Annotated in this window: 16 protein-coding genes; 13 read left to right on the forward strand and 3 right to left on the reverse strand. The window is 45.6% G+C overall.

Annotation, left to right across the window (positions count from 1 at the left end):
* Positions 1-58: 58 nt before the first annotated feature.
* Positions 59-574, forward strand: a complete 516-nt coding sequence (locus LZG94_RS01365; protein WP_233790142.1) for a phosphoribosyltransferase family protein — start codon at positions 59-61, stop codon at positions 572-574.
* A 3-nt stretch (positions 575-577) separates the two neighbouring features.
* Here LZG94_RS01365 and LZG94_RS01370 read toward each other — a convergent pair whose 3' ends face one another.
* Complete coding sequence (locus LZG94_RS01370; RefSeq protein ID WP_215233900.1) at positions 578-2,524, reverse strand: KUP/HAK/KT family potassium transporter; 1,947 nt, start codon at positions 2,522-2,524, stop codon at positions 578-580.
* Between the two features lie 262 nt (positions 2,525-2,786).
* On the opposite strand from LZG94_RS01370, the gene LZG94_RS01375 reads away from it, so the two are divergent.
* The gene (locus LZG94_RS01375; RefSeq protein WP_233790144.1) at positions 2,787-4,226 is read left to right on the forward strand and encodes a hypothetical protein; all 1,440 of its coding nucleotides are present in this window, start codon (positions 2,787-2,789) and stop codon (positions 4,224-4,226) included.
* Between the two features lie 83 nt (positions 4,227-4,309).
* Positions 4,310-6,151 carry a sialate O-acetylesterase gene (locus tag LZG94_RS01380; protein ID WP_233790146.1) on the forward strand — a complete coding sequence of 614 codons (1,842 nt, stop codon included), beginning with the start codon at positions 4,310-4,312 and terminating at the stop codon, positions 6,149-6,151.
* Here the strand turns inward: LZG94_RS01380 and LZG94_RS01385 are convergent.
* Complete coding sequence (locus LZG94_RS01385) at positions 6,144-7,463, reverse strand: Nramp family divalent metal transporter (RefSeq protein WP_233791108.1); 1,320 nt, start codon at positions 7,461-7,463, stop codon at positions 6,144-6,146. The two genes, LZG94_RS01380 and LZG94_RS01385, sit on opposite strands and share 8 nt — an antisense overlap.
* A 178-nt stretch (positions 7,464-7,641) precedes the next feature.
* On the opposite strand from LZG94_RS01385, the gene LZG94_RS01390 reads away from it, so the two are divergent.
* From LZG94_RS01390 to LZG94_RS01435, 10 genes are all read left to right on the forward strand, one after another.
* Complete coding sequence (locus LZG94_RS01390) at positions 7,642-8,304, forward strand: metal-dependent transcriptional regulator (protein WP_215233896.1); 663 nt, start codon at positions 7,642-7,644, stop codon at positions 8,302-8,304.
* Between the two features lie 19 nt (positions 8,305-8,323).
* Positions 8,324-9,400, forward strand: coding sequence for an LptF/LptG family permease (locus LZG94_RS01395; protein ID WP_233791109.1), 1,077 nt, complete (start codon positions 8,324-8,326; stop codon positions 9,398-9,400).
* A 1-nt stretch (position 9,401) separates the two neighbouring features.
* Positions 9,402-10,331: a DMT family transporter gene (locus LZG94_RS01400; protein ID WP_215233895.1), complete on the forward strand. Its 930-nt coding sequence runs from the start codon at positions 9,402-9,404 to the stop codon at positions 10,329-10,331.
* Between the two features lie 78 nt (positions 10,332-10,409).
* Positions 10,410-11,360, forward strand: a complete 951-nt coding sequence (locus LZG94_RS01405; RefSeq protein WP_215233894.1) for a glycosyltransferase family 2 protein — start codon at positions 10,410-10,412, stop codon at positions 11,358-11,360.
* On the forward strand, positions 11,353-12,777 hold the full coding sequence (locus LZG94_RS01410; protein WP_233790148.1) for a DUF6056 family protein: 1,425 nt from the start codon (positions 11,353-11,355) through the stop codon (positions 12,775-12,777). Before LZG94_RS01405 ends, LZG94_RS01410 begins: the two co-directional genes overlap by 8 nt.
* Entirely contained in the window at positions 12,770-14,467 is a 1,698-nt protein-coding gene (locus tag LZG94_RS01415; protein WP_233790160.1) for a hypothetical protein, read from the forward strand. Before LZG94_RS01410 ends, LZG94_RS01415 begins: the two co-directional genes overlap by 8 nt.
* Before the next feature lie 81 nt (positions 14,468-14,548).
* Positions 14,549-15,508, forward strand: a complete 960-nt coding sequence (locus tag LZG94_RS01420; protein WP_233790162.1) for a glycosyltransferase family 2 protein — start codon at positions 14,549-14,551, stop codon at positions 15,506-15,508.
* Complete coding sequence (locus LZG94_RS01425; protein WP_233790164.1) at positions 15,498-16,958, forward strand: MBOAT family protein; 1,461 nt, start codon at positions 15,498-15,500, stop codon at positions 16,956-16,958. Before LZG94_RS01420 ends, LZG94_RS01425 begins: the two co-directional genes overlap by 11 nt.
* Before the next feature lie 92 nt (positions 16,959-17,050).
* Positions 17,051-17,431, forward strand: a complete 381-nt coding sequence (locus LZG94_RS01430; RefSeq protein WP_215234305.1) for a co-chaperone GroES family protein — start codon at positions 17,051-17,053, stop codon at positions 17,429-17,431.
* A 112-nt stretch (positions 17,432-17,543) separates the two neighbouring features.
* On the forward strand, positions 17,544-18,566 hold the full coding sequence (locus LZG94_RS01435; protein WP_233790166.1) for an aldo/keto reductase: 1,023 nt from the start codon (positions 17,544-17,546) through the stop codon (positions 18,564-18,566).
* Between the two features lie 72 nt (positions 18,567-18,638).
* Here LZG94_RS01435 and LZG94_RS01440 read toward each other — a convergent pair whose 3' ends face one another.
* Positions 18,639-18,830, reverse strand: coding sequence for a cold-shock protein (locus tag LZG94_RS01440; RefSeq protein ID WP_031526203.1), 192 nt, complete (start codon positions 18,828-18,830; stop codon positions 18,639-18,641).
* Positions 18,831-18,839 lie beyond the last annotated feature (9 nt).

Genomic DNA, 18,839 nt, shown 5'->3' on the forward strand with positions numbered 1-18,839 from the left:
AGTAGTCGGATGTATGCTTATTTTTAACCCGACATTATTTTAAGAATCACTTTTCTCAATGACTGAAAGCAATATTTCTCCCCGGCAAATACTTAGTTCGCATCAAACGAACCAGAAAATCAGAAGGATTGCTTTTCAGATTTATGAAAATAATTTTGAAGAGCCGGGCGTAATTATCGCTGGAATTTCGGGAGAAGGTTATGCATTCGCGGCAATACTGGCAAAGGAATTAGCAGAAATTGCCCCTTTCCAGGTCGACCTGATCGAATTGCGCTTTGATAAGCACCTGCACCACCAGAGCCCGATCCTTTTTGACAAAGAAATAGAGATCGAAAATCGGGTGATCATCATCGCCGACGATGTCCTCAACACCGGCCGGACGCTCGCTTTTGCATTGGAGCCTTTTCTGAAAGTTCCGATGAAAAAGTTGCAGGTAGCCGTGATCGTAAACCGCAGCCACCATTTATTTCCTATTCATGCGGATTATGTAGGCTATTCGCTCAGCACTACATTAACTGAGCACGTAAAAGTAGTGCTCAGCAAAGAAGGCGAGGAAGGTGTATATCTGAAATAAAACTCAGGTATATACCCTTCTCAATTTGACATTTTCTACCGGACGGATAATCAGCGGTACTTTCTCAATTTTCACTGAGCTGCTGTCCAGACCAAACCATTTATCTTCCGGCGTAGTGAAATCTTTCACAAAGAAGTAGGTTTTCATCACCAGCTGCTCAAAAAGCGGCAGGTCGTTTTCAAACGACAGAAATCTTTCCAATACTACAAAACGGAAATCTCCCGTGATATTCTGCTTGCTCAAAGATTCGTAGCGACTGGTAATATCCACTTCCTTATTCATTACCATATCTTCCACAACCTTCCGGAAAAACATATTGATCCGCTGATCGACCCTGAAACCGAGCCGGAAATTGATTTTGATCACATTGTCGTTATTGTCGTCGTCGGACAATACCTTATATTCCATTGTGTACGGATCATCGGTAATATCCACGTGAATGAACCAATATACGTCGGCTCGTTTGGGTCTTTTCTGAAAAATAGAATAGATCACTTTCGTCTCAATTTCTGTCGCCCGCGAGGCATTTGTCATAAAGACCAAATGCGTGGTATATTTTGGGATACTGATATCGCGGCTGAGCTCGTGGAGTGCAGGCAGATATTTTTCCAGTTTGGTATATTCGGTAAGTCTTAATTTGATGTAAAAAGCTCTTAACCAGACCGTCATCAAACCCGCTACAATTGTTCCCACCATAATCGTGAACCAGCCTCCGTGCAGGAATTTGGCCAGGTTGGCGCCCAGGAACATTCCCTCAATGCACAGATAAAGCAGCATGAACGCAATGACAATCCAGAGATTTACCCTTTTCAGATAGAGGTAATACGAAAACAATATCGTTGTCATAATCATAGTCAGCGTAATTGCCAGACCATAAGCAGCTTCCATATTAGATGATTGGCGGAAATACAAAACAACGCCGCTGCAACCAAGCCACAGTAACCAGTTGATACTAGGAACATAGAGCTGACCTTTCTGGTCACTTGGGTAATTAAGCCTTACTTTTGGCCAGAAATTCAGACGGATCGCTTCGGAAATCAATGTGAATGAACCGGTTATCACAGCCTGGCTTGCGATAATCGCTGCTAATGTAGCGATCACGACACCTGGCAGCAGCCACCATTCAGGCATGATTTCATAAAATGGTTTTCTTGCGGCGAGCAGGTTTCCCATTTCAGTGATCAACCAGGCGCCCTGACCAAAGTAGTTGAGCAGCAGGCATATTTTAACAAAAATCCAGCTGATCCGGATATTCTCGCGACCACAATGTCCCAGATCCGAATACAAAGCCTCGGCACCTGTCGTACACAGAAAAACGGCGCCCAATATCCAGAAACCCTCCGGGTGGCCGGTGATCAGATTGAATCCGTAAACCGGATTAAGCGCCTTTAATATTTCGGGATGAATCAAGATCTGATTTAAACCCAATACACCCAGCATCACAAACCAGGTCACCATCAGCGGCCCGAATGCGCGCCCGACCACTTTGGTACCAAACGCCTGAATCACGAAAATCAGTGTCAGGATACTGATTACGATGGGTATAGTCTGGATATTTGGGTAAATGAGCTGCAAACCTTCGACCGCCGAGGAAACTGAAATGGGCGGGGTGATGATACCGTCGGCAAGCAGGGTACTACCGCCGATAATGGCCGGGACGGTGAGCCACTTTGCATGCTTTCGAACCAATGCATATAATGCAAAAATCCCGCCTTCTCCTCTGTTATCGGCTCGCAAGATCAGGATTACGTATTTGATTGTGGTTTGGAGCGTGAGTGTCCAGAATATGCAGGATATCGCTCCGTAAATGATTTCCTCGGTAATGCGCTCATTCATGATGATCGCCTGCATTACGTAGAGCGGGGAGGTACCAATATCCCCGTAAATAATGCCGAATGCAACCAGCACGCCGGCTGCGGTAACCTTATCAACTTTGTGCTTCGATTCCATTCATCAGTTAAAAAACAGCGAAAGTTAGGAAACGGCAATCAAAGAAAACGGGTGAATATAAAATTTTAATTTGAAAAGCTTCGGCGATGCCGGAAAGTTGAACAGTATGGTAAATGCGACCGGATTAGCCGAAGGATAATCAGGATGGTTACTTTGCTCAGTTTGTGGTCGCTTAGATTGTTTTCCACTTACATTGTGCAGTACATCCAAACGTTATAAAAATCTTCTTCACTTAAATTTTTCACATAACTAATTGAAGTTTATGAAGAAGTACTTTTTTACCTGCCTTGTCAGTCTCTCTTTCCTGGCTTTCAGCTGCGCTCAAAAAACAAGTCAGGAACCTGGTCCTATTCCCGGAGTTCCTTCAACCGAGGAGGAAACTCCTGCCGAAACCAACACGGAACGTCTTTTACCTTCCCAGCTTCCGACAATCGCTTACCCGATGTTTGTCACCGGAACAACCACCTACCATTCCAAACTGAAACCGGAAGCGTGGTTTGCCAGGCCAATAGAAAAGGCTGATCTCGGAAGTCTTGCCAATCCGGGCAAAGTCCCGCATATGATCGCATTTGGTGGCGGTCTGACCGCCGGTGTAAGCAACGGCGGCCTGAACAGGGAAGCACAGCAATTTGCCTATCCCAATCTGGTGGCCCGGCAAATGGGGATCAGTGATTTCAAAACACCTCTTCTGCCCGAGGACGAAGCCAATGGGACTGGGATCTTTCTCTATGAAGACCCAAAAGCGGAGTACCCGCGCTGGAAAGAAGTGACCAACAATCTCGCGAAACTGGAAGCAGGACAGCCCGTCAAAATGACGCCGTACGAAGGATTGATACACAATTTCGCGTATCCTAGTGGTGGCACAATCGGTGTAACTTATCCGTTTTGTCCTAGTTGCAAAGGGCAAGCTTATTCGTCCCGCTTCAGTGCATATGAAAACTTGGATGATACCTATTTACTGGGAGATATTCAGAGAAAGCACGATTATGATTTTGTAATCATAGAGGAATATTTTGACGGGCTTCATGCAGCTATTATCAATGCAGCAAGACTGGACGAACGCTCAACCGGAGTTGTTTGGAATGAAAACAGAATTAATCCCTACAGTATTGAATTTGTGTTAAACAAGGAACAGAAAGGGGTCTTATTTACGATCCCACATTTCAAACACTTAGGATTCATGAACTGGTATAATGTTCTAGATCTGAAAAGAAAAGCGTCCTCAATTTCAATGGTTTACCAGACTCTGAACGGCGCCAAAGTCGCAGACGGTTCTAAAACACTATATCTTAAACCAACTCCCACAGTTGAAGGCCTGTTCCGAACAGTTGAAATAAACAAACCACTTGAAGGGAAACTATTCGATATTGATATTATCGACAATGGAGAGGATTACTTTATGGATCCGGATAAAATCTATAATCCTGGTTTATCAAAATTTGCTAGCGAGCATAATCTTGCATTAGTCGATCTCAGAAAAATCTACGAACAGATTCACAGCGGCTCGTATGTTACAGAAGATGGAATGCATATTGACGGTTCTATGAGAGGGAATTTCTTTTCCGCAGATGGAATTTATCCCACGCCGGTGGGCCAGGCTGTGATTGCCAATGAGGTAATCAAGGCTATCAACTCGAAATACGGCTCCCGAATCCCACTGATCAACGTTACCGAATTCGCAAAGATCGTAGGAGCCAAATAATCTAATCAATCACATATTCAGCGCATGGAAGTCCACCCGGAAATTTCGGGGACGTACTTCCGTGCGCCTAAACCAGAGGTCTTATGAATGCATTTTTGATCAGAAGTCTTTTACTCGTTTTAAGTTTTGCAGGCGTGGCAGCTAATGCGCAGTATTTAAGTCTCTCATATCCTAAATACAACTCCGTGATGCAGCGAAATGCAAATAACCAGGCGACCATTACAATTGCCGGACAATTGGTTTTCGGGACCGGGGCTGATGGTGCGATCGCCCCGGGTACGATCCTGAGTTACCGCATTAAAACGTTAAGTGCCAACCCGAATGTCCAGGGTGCTACGATTAACCTTTCTATGGCTGCTAACGGAATGTTTTACACTTCGACTGTCTTGTCCAAGGGTTGGTATCTTGTTGAGGTTATGCTCAATGGTGTCGTGTACGCAGCTTCCAAAGTCGGGGTTGGTGATGTTTTTTTCGTGGCTGGCCAATCTAATGCGCAGGGTTTTGGTAATAACCTGAATCCGATGGACATTTGGATGCTACCCAAGACATCAGGCTTTCCTGAGTGGATTGTAGGAATGAATTCCGATTATAACTGTACAAAAAACTTGCCGGAAACATATGATAATATGTATTCTCTTACGGACGCAGCAAGCCATTATAATAGATTGGGCCCAACAGGAAATAATGTATGGTGTTATGGTGTCCTGGGTAAGAAAATTTCCGATGCAAACGGCGGAATGCCTGTTGCGTTTTTTAATGCAGCATCTGGTGGTAGCAGCGTAACGCAATGGTACCAGGGTGCACAGGGATTAGCAGCCCCTAATCCATTCACTGGCGGAGCTCAGTTTTGTTTGGGCCATAATAACGGATCAGTGAACCCGGTGGATTACTATGGGCAGCCCTATACCCCCCTGAGATCTGGCCTTAATTACTATGCATCATTGTATGGAATCAGAGCTGTCTTATGGCACCAGGGAGAAACCGACTCCAATATTAATATTGCGCCGGCCTATAAGGCCGCAAGCGCGCAGGACTATCAGAACAAGTTACAGTTTGTGATAAACAAATCCCGGGCTGATTTTGGCGCCACAGTGAATCCTAATATCCTGACATGGATTGTGGCAAAAGCTACAATTAGTGAGTTTGGTCCATTAAACAACACAATCCGGGCCGGGCAGGGAAATGTGGTGGGATCAGGCGCAGGAAATGCGGGGCCGGATTCAGATTATGTGACAGAAAGTGCTGGAACCACAACAGTTGCCGGTTATAGAAGAGATTTAACCCATTTCGAAGAATCCAAAAACAATGCGCTGAGCTGGCTTGCTGGTAAATGGTTCGATGCCATCGGCAATCTGGGAAATAAGATTTCGGCCGGCTTTGTACCCCAATTGACTTATTCTTCCAACGGAAACAAGCGCACGCTAACTGCGCCAGCCGGATATGCCGAGTACCGTTGGGGTTCAAGCATTAATAATCCGATAGCAGGAGCGAATGGAAATGTATTTACAACTGAAAGTTGCTGGCCGGATGTCAAATGTTTTATCCGGGATAGTAAAGGTAACTGGCACGTATCCGCAGCTACCTGGGTGCATTGTTATGCTTCAAATCGCATTGCGGCGGAAGAAAAAGGTGCTGATGAAGCCGATCTTATACCAGAATTCAAAACTTACCCGAATCCGTATCAAAAGGAGATAACCATTGAATTCTATGTCAGGGACGATAACAGCCACGTGAAGCTGGAAATTGTGGATTTGTCAGGCAGGGTTATTAAGACTATTGTCGATAACCCTCATGCGAAGGGAAAGTGGACATATCAGAGCGGCGAAATTAATTCGGTTACAGGGAAAATGCTTTTTTGTCGCCTGAAAGTCAATGATACTTATATGCTTAAGAGAATTCTAAAAGCAGGAAATGAAACTAAATGAATGTGTTCCAAAGCAGGTATCCGTTGAGTGCGACAATGACTAAGGTGATGATCCAGCTCAGAACATTCAACGCGCGTGAATTGGCAAATCGACCCATAATCGAGCTTTTTGATGTAAAAAACACGAGCGGTACCACAGCAAAGCTCAATTGAAGGGACAGGATAACCTGGCTAAACACGAGCAGTTCGGCTGTACCTCTTTCTCCATACATGATCGACACGATCAGGGCAGGGATAATAGCGATCCCGCGCGTGATCAGTCTGCGCAGCCAGGGTTTTAATCTGATATTCAAAAAACCTTCCATCACGATCTGCCCCGCGAGTGTTCCGGTTAATGTGGAACTCTGGCCCGAAGCGAGCAATGCAAGTGCAAAAAAGATGCTGGCAAGTCCTACGCCAAGTACCGGATCCAGCAAATGGTAAGCATCAGTAATATCGGCGATCTCGAAGTGACCATTGGCATGAAAAGCGGTGGCGGCCAGGATGAGAATGGATGCATTAATAAAGAAAGCAAGGCCTAGAGATAAGGTAGAATCGATCGTGGCGAATTTGATAGCCGAACGTTTTCCTTCATCGTCACGCCGGAAAGCGCGCGTTTGTACAATACTGGAATGCAGGTAAAGATTATGCGGCATGACAGTCGCTCCAAGGATCCCGATCGCGATATAAAGCATGCCCGGGTTTGTGATGATCTCTGTTTTTGGTAGTAAACCATCCGCTATGCCCGCCATCGACGGCTGGGAAACGATCATTTCATAAATAAAACTAAGCAGGATCACGCCCATTAATCCAGCCACAATACTCTCGATAATACGAAAGCCTTTTTGCTGAAAATAAAGAACAAGCAACACATCAAATGCTGTGAAAACCACGCCGACAGGCAGCGGCAGGCCGAAAAGCAGATTCAGCGCAATAGCAGAACCGATTACTTCGGCAAGGTCTGTGGCTGCGATGGCGATCTCTGACAAAACCCACAAAACAAATGAAACGGGGCGGGAGTAGTAATCGCGGCAAGCCTGGGCAAGGTCCATTCCCGAAGCGATACCGAGTTTGAGCGAAAGGTGCTGCAAAAGCATGGCAAACAGATTTGAGATCAGGATCACTGAAAGCAATGCATACCCGAATCTCGACCCGCCTTCAATATCGGTGGCCCAGTTTCCCGGATCAATGTAGCCCACTGCGACCATTAGGCCCGGCCCGGTGAATGCCATCAGTTTTTTCCAGAAGCCGGCACCCTCGGGAACTGCAATACTCGAATGAACCTCTGATAAAGAAGCGAGTCGCCCTTCATTATCCATCGCTCCTTTGCGCATAAACGCCTTCACCTTTGAGCCGTCAATCATTTGGTTTACCTGCGGAATATTAGTTAAAATACCGAAAACAAATATAAGAAAAATCTTAAAAAAAATTTAGCCTAGTCTAAATTTTTTAATCACGCGCTCAGAATTGTACTTTTGCTTATATTAAGATCAAAATCCCGGTTTGCCTGAAATGCAGAATTCGTTCACAGAAGAAAACTATTTGAAGATCATTCATGCTCTTTCGGGCAGGGACGGGGGCGAGGTGAGTACGAATGCATTGGCTGAAAGTACGGCTACCCGCGCCGCTTCGGTGACCGATATGCTTCGGAAACTGGCCGAAAAAGGCTTAATTAATTATAAAAAATACCAGGGCGTCACACTCACCGAGCAGGGCGAAAAAGTTGCAATTAAGGTAATCCGCAAACACAGACTTTGGGAAGTATTTCTGGTCGAAAAATTGGGTTTTGGCTGGGACGAAGTGCATGATATCGCCGAAGAGCTGGAACATATTCCCTCCGAAGTGCTGGTTGAAAAACTGGATACATTTCTCGGACATCCAAAATTCGACCCGCACGGTGATCCTATTCCCGACGCGAAAGGCAATCTGACAGAGCCGGATTATAAAGTACTTACCGACGTTCAAATAGGGGAAAAAGTGAGAATGATGGGCGTACTGGATCATGCACCTTCATTTTTGCAGCATCTGGACCGGTCGGGTATCAAACTGGGATCGATTATTCAGGTGAAGGAAATTAATGAATATGATAAATCTGCGTCTGTACAAATAGACGGGGGCGAGTCGTTGTTTATCAGTCTTGAGGTGTCCAAAAATTTACTGGTTCAGCGCCGATGAGACTTAACCAGCCATGAGATTGAAAATACTGGATCGCTACCTGATCAAAAACTTCCTGATTACCTACGTTTTCGTCGCATTCGTGATCGTGCTGATCATTTGCATGATCGACTATACCGAGAAAGTGGATGATTTTCTCGAAAAGAAAGCGCCGCTCCGGGAAATCCTGGTCGACTATTACCTCAACCTGATACCTTACTGGATCAATTACATCAGTCCGCTGATGGTATTTATTGCAACGGTATTTTTTACTTCCCGCATTGCCGCGCGGACTGAAATTATCGCTATTCTGAGCAGCGGGATCAGTTTCGGGCGGTTATTGCTGCCCTACATGATCGGCGCGACGATATTGGGGATCTTGACTTTTGTTCAGGTTGGCTGGATATTGCCGAAGGCGAACAAGATCCGGAACAACTTCGAAAAGACCTACGTCAAAGACCAGTTCTATTTTAGCGGGCACAATGTGCATATTACCATCGCCGACGATGTTTACGCCTATCTTGAAAGCTATAATAGCTCAACCAATACCGGCAATAAATTCACCATGGAGACGATCAAGGGTAACCAGCTGATCCAGAAATTTTATGCTGATAAGATCGTCTGGCAGGAAAAAAAGCAGAAGTGGACCCTTCAAAATTACCAGGTTAGGACGTTGGACAGTCTGGGTGAAAAGCTGAGCAGCGGCATGGAGATCGATACTTCCATTAACCTTTATCCGAAAGATTTCCAGAGTGACTATAACCTCTTCGAAACCTTCACATTACCCGAATTGAACGGACATATTCGCCTCCTCAGAAGCCGCGGCTCGGATGGATTGGAAGTTTATTTGATCGAAAAATACATCCGGTTTACACAACCATTTGCTATTCTGATACTTACCGCGATCGGAGTGATTGTTTCTGCCCGTAAAAGCAGGCGCGGAGTAGGCTGGCAGATCGCTTTGGGGTTTATGCTGGCGTTCATTTACATCCTCTTTTTTCTTTTGTCAAAAGGCGTTGCTGAGGCGGGGACGATCAATACACTTTTTGCGGTTTGGCTTCCTAATATCGTGTTTTCGTGCATAGGGTTGGTTTTATATAAAACGCTGCCCAGGTAATATGTTCTCATCGACTACATTGCGCTCCTATTTACACCTGCATTTTCTGGTACTGATCTGGGGTTTTACGGCAATAGTAGGCTTGTTGGTCACTATTTCACCAATTTCACTTGTCTTATACCGAACTCTCTTTGCAGCGATCGGGCTGGGCGCAGTTATTTTTTTTAAGCAAAAATCCTTTAAAACGAATGCAACCGATCTGCGGCGAATGCTGGCGGTAGGCTTCATATTATCGGCGCATTGGATGCTTTTCTTTGCTTCGGCGAGGGTTTCCACAGCTTCGGTTTGTCTGGCAGGAATGGCGACCACTTCACTTTGGACGAGCATTATCGAGCCACTTGTCAACAAAAAAAGCATCCGGCCGCTGGAAGTAGCGTTGGGCATTCTTGCATTCGCCGGGTTGTATGTGGTCTTTCGTTTTGAATTCGATCACGCGCTCGGATTGCTGCTTGCATTGGCTTCCGCATTGTTGGCGGCGATGTTTACAGTAGCAAACAGCAGGCTCGTGCAGCGAATTGACGCTTATACCATTACTTTTTACGAAATGATCGGCGCGACGGTGTTTTCATTGATCGCATTGGTTATTGCTGAAACTTTCGGCTGGACCGGCAATGCACCTTACCTGCCCGAAACGGGAGATTGGGTCTGGATACTTTTCCTCGCCTGGATCTGCACTGTGTATGCAAGTACGATGGCGACCCAGTTGATGAAACAATTTTCAGCCTATCTGATCAACCTGACTATCAATCTCGAACCTGTTTATGGAATCGCGCTGGCTTTCCTGTTTTTTGGGGAAAAAGAGCGGATGACGACGGCATTTTACTGGGGTACCACGCTTATCCTCCTTGCAGTACTGCTTTATCCGATGCTTTCGGGCAGTATTTTTGACAGGGGTAACCGCAAGGTAAGCGACGCCCGGAAAGGAACCTGAATAGGGCCGGCCGGGAAGTCAAAGGAAGCATATTAACTTATTACTGCTATTTTTGTCGATTCAATCGCACAGCATTATATGAACCCAGCAAGACTACTCCTGGTAATACCATGTTACAACGAGGAAGCCATTCTGAACCTGACCTACTCCAAGTTGAGCATGTATTACAACGGGATCAAACAGCAGGGACTGATCGCTGAGAACAGCCGGATTTGCTTTGTGAACGACGGAAGCAGGGACAGAACGTGGAATATCATCGAAGAACTGTGCCGGACTGATTCCAATATTATCGGCGTAGGACTCTCCCGCAACTTTGGTCACCAGAGCGCGATCATGGCAGGTTTGGAGAAGCATGTGGACGATTTTGACTGCTTCATAACCATCGACGCCGACTTGCAGGACGATATCAATGCGATTACCGGAATGATCGAAAAGCACCGCGAAGGAGCGATGGTGGTGTACGGGGTAAGGAGCGACAGGAGTTCGGATAGCTGGTTCAAGCGGGTTACTGCCGAGCAATTTTATGTTTTAATGCAGAAAATGGGCGTGCCGGTCGTATTCAACCACGCCGACTTCCGTTTAATGGACCGGCGGGTATTGCAGGAGCTTGGAAATTTCAAAGAGATCAACCTCTTCCTGCGCGGCATTGTGCCTTTGGTTGGGTTCAGAAATGAAAAGGTCTTTTACAGTCGCCTCGAACGCCAGGCCGGAGAAACCAAATATCCTTTAAACAAAATGCTGCTTTTCGCCTGGAACGGGATCACTTCGTTTTCTACTTTTCCAATGCGGCTGGTCCTTTACTTTGGCTTGTTCAATTTCATAGTGGCGATGCTCATCGTCGTATATATTCTTTTTTCTTTCTTAATAGGGCATACCGTTCCTGGCTGGACTTCAACCATGCTGCCGCTCACATTTTTTAGTGGGTTTAATATGATGGCGCTGGGATTAATAGGGGAGTACATCGGCAAGATTTACGAAGAAGTAAAAGGCCGCCCCCGATACATTATCGAAAAAATTGTCAATGAATAGATTTTATAGAAAGTACCGGACTGTTGGCAACTGGATCAACATTGGATTAATGATCGCCGTGCTGGTTCCTTTGCTCGCGCTCGCTTACTACAATCACCCCTCCGCCGCAGATGATTATTGCTACATCGATACCGTCTTCAAAATAGGCTGGTTTGAGGCAATGAAATTGTATTACACCACCTGGACTGGCAGATATTCAGGAATCTTCCTGAATCATAGCAATCCGCTGCTATTTCATTCTATTACAGGGTTTAAGGTGCTGCCTGTCGTTCTGATCGCAGCCACTATTTTTGCGCTTTATAGTCTTTTCCGGCACCTTACGCCTACCTTATCGCGTGTCGCGCATCTGGGTTTTGCGGGTGTTGTTTTCTTTCTTTTTGTATTGAAAATGGCGAGTCTCGCGGAAGCTTTCTACTGGATGGCGGCATTTGTGACGTACTCGGTTCCGAATATGCTCACCCTTTTCTGGATCGTAATGGTATTGCGCTGGTACCGGCAGGACACGCAGTCGGCGAAATTTTTGGTGGGCTTTCTGGCCGGGTTTCTGGTTTTTGCGGTAATCGGCGCCAGCGAGCAGAATATGCTGACAATGGTATTGCTGGTAGGAGCCTGGTGGGTTTACCGCCTTATTTACTACCGAAAAGTGGACGCATTTATGGTTTCCATGCTAGTGATAACCGGAATATCATGTTATCTGCTCTTAGGTTCTCCTGGTAATCAGGCAAGAATGGGTGGAAATCCGCTGGGTGGAAATATCCCTTTTTCTACCATTTCAACTTTGAAAAAACTGGCAATACTCGGTTTTGACTGGGTTTTCAGAACGCCGCTTATATTCTTTACCGCAGTTTGGCTGGTAGTGATGTCGAGATTGTCGGAAGGTGCGCGGAATTATTTTTCAATACCTGTCTGGTATGCGGTATTGCTGTTTATCGGCGTGCTTTCAGCGCAGCTTTTTCCGTCCTATTATGGGGTTGGTATCGAGCCTACGCATCGGGTTGTTAATAGTGCCTATTTCTTTTTCCTGATCGGCTGGTTCTATATCTGGGGCGTTATTTTTCATTATTTCAAACAAAAAAGGTTCGGGTTTTTCCAATTTACAGTGGCAAGATTCGTCGGGTTGTATGTCATTTTGCTCGCGTCGGTAGCGCTCTCATTTTACAGAAGTCCAAATGTCAGATTGGTTTATACCGACTGGCTGAAAGGCAAAGCAGCAGCTTACGACAAGGAAATGTACCAGCGTTATGCGTTGATGAAAAACAGTACCGAGGAAGTCACTTATCTGCCGCCAATTCACTCAAAAGCATTCTCCATTTATGTAGAGGACGATATTACTGCTAATCAGGATCATTGGTGGAACAAATGCATGGCGGGATATTACGGTAAGAAGGCGATCATAATGTCGGAAAAGAATGAATAGTTTGACCAAAAAGCAGGAGACGTATTTTCAGTATGCCGCCGGTATCCTGACCGTCTTAGTGATCGGTACTTTTTACTATATCATTGTTCAAAACAGTATCAATATCCCCTGGTTCGATGATATCGAGAACATTCCCTATTTTCTGGTAAACTGGCTCGAAGCGCCTGATTTCGCTGGAAAGTGGGAAGCATTTATCCGACCGAATAATGAGCACCGGGTTTTCACGGCGCGCCTGATCGTTTTAGCACAATACTACCTGACCAGCAAACTTAATTTCAAAGACCTGCTTTTCTGCGGTAACCTGAGTGTGCTCGTGTTGTTCCTGTTTATCGTGCGCGGCTACCTCCGTCAGGGTGGGAAATGGTACTTTATTCTGCCTGTCGCATTCTTCGTTTTCAACTTCCAGGCCTACGCTGGTACTTTCATGACGATCATGTCCATGCAGTATCAAATGGTGATTATGCTTTCGGTAGCGAGTTTTTATTTATTGGTAAAACAAAGCGTTCCTGCATTCATATTCGCGATTGCAATTGCGTGTCTGGACACATTCAGTATGGGCAACGGAATGGTGGTGTGGCCGTCGGGGCTGGCTATTCTGCTGCTGCAAATGCGCTGGAAATCGTCTTTTATCTGGCTTGCCGCAGGTGCAGCTTCGATCTATCTATATTTTCAGGGGCCTGATTTTGTGCAGGGAAATGACAAAGCGTTCTCCTACGTACTCGAACATCCGATGCGCACATTCGTCGCTTTCTTCACGATGCTGGGTGGAGATTTTGATGTGATGGCCAATGCCGAATTTAATAAGAGAATGGTGATTCCTACCATTTTAGGCTTCATTCTGTTCGCGGTTTTCATCACGTGGACGGTAGCCGTGCTTTCTGTTTCACCTTTCTGGGGCAAGTGGGTTCCCGAAAGATGGGGGCGGACACTGGCGCGTATTTACAATGTGCGCGAAGCAGATATTCGCTGGAATGCATTCTGGCTGGCTATACTCGCCTATGTTTTGATCGGAATGTTAATGGTGGTTTTCTTCCGGACCCGCTTCGATCCGCACATTATACTCTGGAGTACCTACAAAATGTACCCCGCTGTGATGACCTCGGTCATATTCATTATCGTATTGCAGGCGCTCAATATCAGATCGCGTTACCGTTTTTTCGGGACAATGTGCCTGGTCTCGGCCGGACTCTGGTGGTCGACGATACACAACTATTTACCTATCGTAAAAAACACCAGCAATGCCAGAACTGCATTTGCATTTAACCAAAAACATAACGGAGTAGGTCTTGGGGCGACGAAGAACAGCGCATTTGAGACTATGCTTGCAACCACACTCAGGAAGGTCGACAGTCTGGGCATTTATTCACTCCCAAGGCCGCTTATTCATGCGGAAGAAGATCAGGTCAGATTAACCGGGAATACTTCGCAGCTGAATGCAAAAGCAGATATTGAGCTAGAAGGCGACATTTTGAAGATAAATTTAGTTTCTGGCCCTCCTGCCGATCATCGCAGATATGCATTCCTGGAATCAGAGAATAACCGTTATTTATTCGTATTTCCGATCGACGGCACCGAAACATTGTGTCCGGTTGGAACGATACGGGCCGGTGCGTACAAACTTGGTATCTGGGATATTTCTTCCGGCAATTTGTCGGTTTGGCTTACTGAGCAACTGGTTACGATTCCATAAAACGCCTGGTAATTGCGCTTTCTATGTTAGCCTGAAACGTGTATTTTTGCGACCACTGCCAAATTTGAAATCCAGAAAAGATTGAAAGTTCCACAGATATCTATTGTTGCGCCACTTTACAACGAATCAGAAACGTTTCCTCTGCTCGTTCAGCGTATCAATGCAGTAATGGATTCCAGTGAGCTCACTATTGAAGTTGTATTGATTGACGACGGTAGTAGGGATGATACAGCCTTGAAGATCAGGCAACTGGCACTTACAGACGAGCGTTATCACGGCGTATTTCTCTCCCGGAACCACGGCCACCAGCTGGCGCTCACGGCGGGTATCTCGACTGCCAAAGGTACCGAAGCAATTTTCGTCATCGACGGTGATTTGCAGGATCCACCGGAGCTCCTTCCAGAATTTTACAGGCTTTTAAAGGAAGGTAACGATGTGGTATACGCAGTTCGAAAAAAGAGGAAAGAAAGTTTTATTAAAAAGATAGGTTATCATCTGTTTTACAGGATATTAAGATCGATTTCTTACGTAGATATTCCGCTCGATAGCGGTGATTTTGCATTGGTTAGCAGGCGGGTAGTGGACGTGATGAAAAAAATGCCGGAAGAAAGTCGCTATCTGCGTGGAATGCGGTCCTGGATTGGGTTTCAGCAAACCGGTTTCCAGTATGAGCGGGATGCGCGGGCCGCAGGTGAGTCCAAATATTCTTTCAAACAGCTTTTCCGTCTGGCTTACAACGGGATATTTAATTTCAGTGAGTTTCCTGTCAAGTTTATGAGCCGGGTCGGCGTTTTGGCGATCCTGATCTCTTTGCTTTACTTCATTATAGTTGTTGTCAAGAAACTGTTTTTTGCCCAGGTCATAGAAGGTTTCACTTCCCTGCTTTTTGTGATTATTTTGTTCAGCGGAGTGCAGCTGCTTGCGCTCGGCATAATCGGGGAATATGTGCTGCGCATCTTTTTTCAATCTAAAAACCGCCCCTTATTTATTATTAAGGAGGAAATAGTCAACCGAGAGTACACTTCGCCCGATGCTGTTTAACACAATCCAGTTTATTATATTTTTTATTGTAGTTACGCTGGCGTATTTCAGCCTGTCGTGGCGCGGCCGCTGGATCCTGCTGCTCGTTGCGAGCTGTTATTTCTACATGGTTTTCAAACCGATATTCATCCTTATTCTGTTTGGAACTATTGTAATTGATTACTATGCAGGGATTTGGATTGAAAAAGCAAAAGACCAGAAGCAGCGCAAACTGTTGCTGATCATCAGTCTTATTTCCAATATCGGGATTCTTGCATTCTTTAAATACTACGATTTTTTGCAGGATTCGGTAAATGGCTTGCTGGCAGGTCTGGATCTGCGACCCCTCGTGCCGCCTCTGACAAGATTAATGCCCACGCAGGTTGTAGAGTGGATTACAACTGGTTCGGGGAAAATCCTGCTTCCGATCGGTCTGTCATTTCATACCTTCCAGGCGATGAGCTACACCATTGAAGTGTACCGCGGAAATCAAAAAGCGGAGCGGCATTTCGGGATATATGCATTGTACGTGATGTTTTACCCGCAGCTGGTAGCCGGCCCGATCGAGCGGCCGCAGAATATGCTTTTCCAGTTCCATTCGTATTTCAAATATGATTTCGAGCAGGTTAAGTCGGGTTTAATGCAAATGGCATTCGGGCTCTTCAAAAAAATCGTGATCGCCGACAGGCTTTCTTTGTTTGTAGATCACGCGTATAACCCAGGATCCGATCACAACGGACTTACATTGCTCTTAGCGACAGTATTCTATTCATTTCAGATCTATTGCGACTTTTCAGGATATTCCGATATGGCGATCGGAGCGGCCAGGGTAATGGGTTTTACTTTGATGGACAATTTCCGCTCGCCTTATGAAGCCAGGTCCATTCCCGAGTTTTGGGGAAGGTGGCATATTTCGTTATCTACGTGGTTCAGAGACTATTTGTACATTCCTTTGGGTGGAAATAGAAAAGGTGAATTCTTCAAATACCGCAATCAACTGATCGTATTTTTAGTGAGCGGCTTGTGGCACGGTACCAGCTGGAGTTTTGTAGTTTGGGGCGGGCTGCATGGGTTTTATCAAATTTCAGCTTCCCTGCGTGACAAATGGATGAAGAAAGCGAATATCAGCGTTCCCGATAATTTATTTACAAGAATAATCAATATACTGACCACATTCGCGCTGGTCACACTTACCTGGGTTTTCTTCCGGAATTCTATCAGCCGCTCTTTGGTAATACTAAAAGAAATAGGTAACCTCTCGTTTTCAGACCAGATTTTAACGCCACTGAACCCGACAGAAATGTGGTTTTGCGCCTTTCTGATTGTTTTTCTACTCGTGAAGGAACATTACTACGAGAAAATACCGACCAGAAATACGGTTCTGTTTTTTGTCTTGTTTCCCCTGCTCTCATTTTTGACCTATCTGCTCGGCGTGGTCACGGAGAAGCAATTTATATACTTCCAATTCTGAAAAGGAACGTATAACCGCAAACAAATGCTTTTGAATATTTGTTAGCCAGTTCAGAGGACGAGTTCCGTCCGGATAAGATTAAAGTTTTTAAAATGTACGAAGTGACTTCTGATAACCGGTTGAAAAGTTTAATAGTTGTGGGTGACCGCGTTTTGATCCGTCCTAAAAGTCCAAATGACCGGACAAATAGTGGCTTGTATTTACCTCCGACCATTACCGAAAAGGAGCAGGTACAGTCGGGTTATGTGATAAAAGTTGGCCCCGGCTACCCGATTCCGGCCGCTACCGAGGACGAACCCTGGAAAGAAACGGAGGAGAAAGTGAAATATATGCCGCTTCAATCGAAGGAGGGCGACCTGGCGATCTATTTACAGCGCAATGCAATTGACCTGGAATACGACGGCCAAAAATACGTGATCGTGCCGCAGTCCTCAATACTAATGCTGGAACGCTCGGAAGATCTGTTTGAGTAGAGTTTATGAGTTTATTAGTCTATGAGTTCATGAGTGGATTTTTGGCTTAAGACTTTAAACTCATAGACTCTAAACTCATAAACTTTAAACTCCAAACTCATAAACTCAAAAAATGAAGTACAAATTCATAGGAAATACCGGCGTGCTGGTTTCGGAGCTTTGTTTCGGCACCATGACTTTTGGCGGAGAAGGATATTGGGAGGCGATCGGTCGGTTGCAACAGGAGGAGGGGAGTGCGTTGGTAAAAACGGCGCTCGATAGCGGGATCAACTTTTTTGACACTGCTAATGTCTATTCCTACGGAAAATCGGAAACAATATTAGGGCAGGCGCTAAAAGACCTGGGCGTAAAAAGGAGTGATGTTGTAATCGCGACCAAAGCGCGGGGCAGAATGGCGCCCGGTGCAAATCAGATCGGTTTGTCGCGGCTGCATATCATGGATTCGGTCAATGAAAGCCTGCAAAGGCTGGGTACTGACTATATTGATCTTTTTTACGTGCATGGAGTCGATGCTGAAACTTCGCTGGAGGAAACAATGCGCGGGCTGGAAGATATTGTGCGGTCGGGCAAAGTGCGATATCTCGGCGTAAGCAACCACGCAGCCTGGCAAATTATGAAAGCTAATGGAATTGCTGGAAAGAATGGCTGGACAAAATTCGTGGCTTGTCAGCATTATTACACAATTGCAGGCAGAGATTTGGAGCGGGAGCTGGTCCCGATGATGAAAGATCAGAACCTGGCATTAATGCCTTGGAGCCCTCTGGCAGGTGGTTTTTTGTCTGGTAAATACTCGCGTAACAATGAATCAACTGGTGAGAATCGTCGCGATAACTTCGACTTCCCGCCGATAGATAAAGAAAAAGCGTACGATATTATTGACGTGATCGAGCCGATCGCTCAGGCACATTCGGTTTCGGTGGCGCAGATCGCATTATCGTGGCTCCTGCATCAGCAAAGTGTTACCAGTGTGATAATCGGGGCAAAGAAACCGGAGCAGTTGAAAGAAAATATCGCCGCCACTTCGATTACGTTAACGCCGGAAGATCTCAAAAAGCTGAATACAATCAGCGCTTTAAAAACTGAATATCCGCAGTGGATGTTTGAGCGCCAGGGTAGAGACAGAATCCCGGGCTGAAAATGAAAGCGGCTAAAAACAAAAAAAGCATGCAGTGATGCATGCTTTCGAAATGTCTTATTATGACTAAACTTAGATAACGCGAACGTTAACTGCGTTTAGACCTTTTCTTCCATTTTCCACGTCGTAAGACACTTTGTCGTTTTCACGGATATCGTCTTGAAGACCTGAAACGTGAACGAAAATGTCTTTTTCACCTGATGCTGGTTGGATGAATCCAAATCCTTTGGAGTCATTGAAAAACTTAACTGTGCCTTCTGCCATTAGAATTGA

The organism is Dyadobacter sp. CY343, assembly GCF_021390335.1.
Classification (GTDB): Bacteria; Bacteroidota; Bacteroidia; order Cytophagales; family Spirosomataceae; genus Dyadobacter.

Bases quoted from the DNA above. Each gene is read 5' to 3' on its own strand.
- LZG94_RS01405 (WP_215233894.1), top strand. From the start codon at position 10,410: ATGAACCCAGCAAGACTACTCCTGGTAATACCATGTTACAACGAGGAA.
- LZG94_RS01390 (WP_215233896.1), top strand. From the start codon at position 7,642: ATGCAGAATTCGTTCACAGAAGAAAACTATTTGAAGATCATTCATGCT.
- LZG94_RS01380 (WP_233790146.1), top strand. From the start codon at position 4,310: ATGAATGCATTTTTGATCAGAAGTCTTTTACTCGTTTTAAGTTTTGCA.
- LZG94_RS01435 (WP_233790166.1), top strand. From the start codon at position 17,544: ATGAAGTACAAATTCATAGGAAATACCGGCGTGCTGGTTTCGGAGCTT.
- LZG94_RS01430 (WP_215234305.1), top strand. From the start codon at position 17,051: ATGTACGAAGTGACTTCTGATAACCGGTTGAAAAGTTTAATAGTTGTG.
- LZG94_RS01400 (WP_215233895.1), top strand. From the start codon at position 9,402: ATGTTCTCATCGACTACATTGCGCTCCTATTTACACCTGCATTTTCTG.
- LZG94_RS01410 (WP_233790148.1), top strand. From the start codon at position 11,353: ATGAATAGATTTTATAGAAAGTACCGGACTGTTGGCAACTGGATCAAC.
- LZG94_RS01425 (WP_233790164.1), top strand. From the start codon at position 15,498: ATGCTGTTTAACACAATCCAGTTTATTATATTTTTTATTGTAGTTACG.
- LZG94_RS01415 (WP_233790160.1), top strand. From the start codon at position 12,770: ATGAATAGTTTGACCAAAAAGCAGGAGACGTATTTTCAGTATGCCGCC.
- LZG94_RS01385 (WP_233791108.1), bottom strand. From the start codon at position 7,463: ATGCGCAAAGGAGCGATGGATAATGAAGGGCGACTCGCTTCTTTATCA.
- LZG94_RS01375 (WP_233790144.1), top strand. From the start codon at position 2,787: ATGAAGAAGTACTTTTTTACCTGCCTTGTCAGTCTCTCTTTCCTGGCT.
- LZG94_RS01365 (WP_233790142.1), top strand. From the start codon at position 59: ATGACTGAAAGCAATATTTCTCCCCGGCAAATACTTAGTTCGCATCAA.
- LZG94_RS01440 (WP_031526203.1), bottom strand. From the start codon at position 18,830: ATGGCAGAAGGCACAGTTAAGTTTTTCAATGACTCCAAAGGATTTGGA.
- LZG94_RS01370 (WP_215233900.1), bottom strand. From the start codon at position 2,524: ATGGAATCGAAGCACAAAGTTGATAAGGTTACCGCAGCCGGCGTGCTG.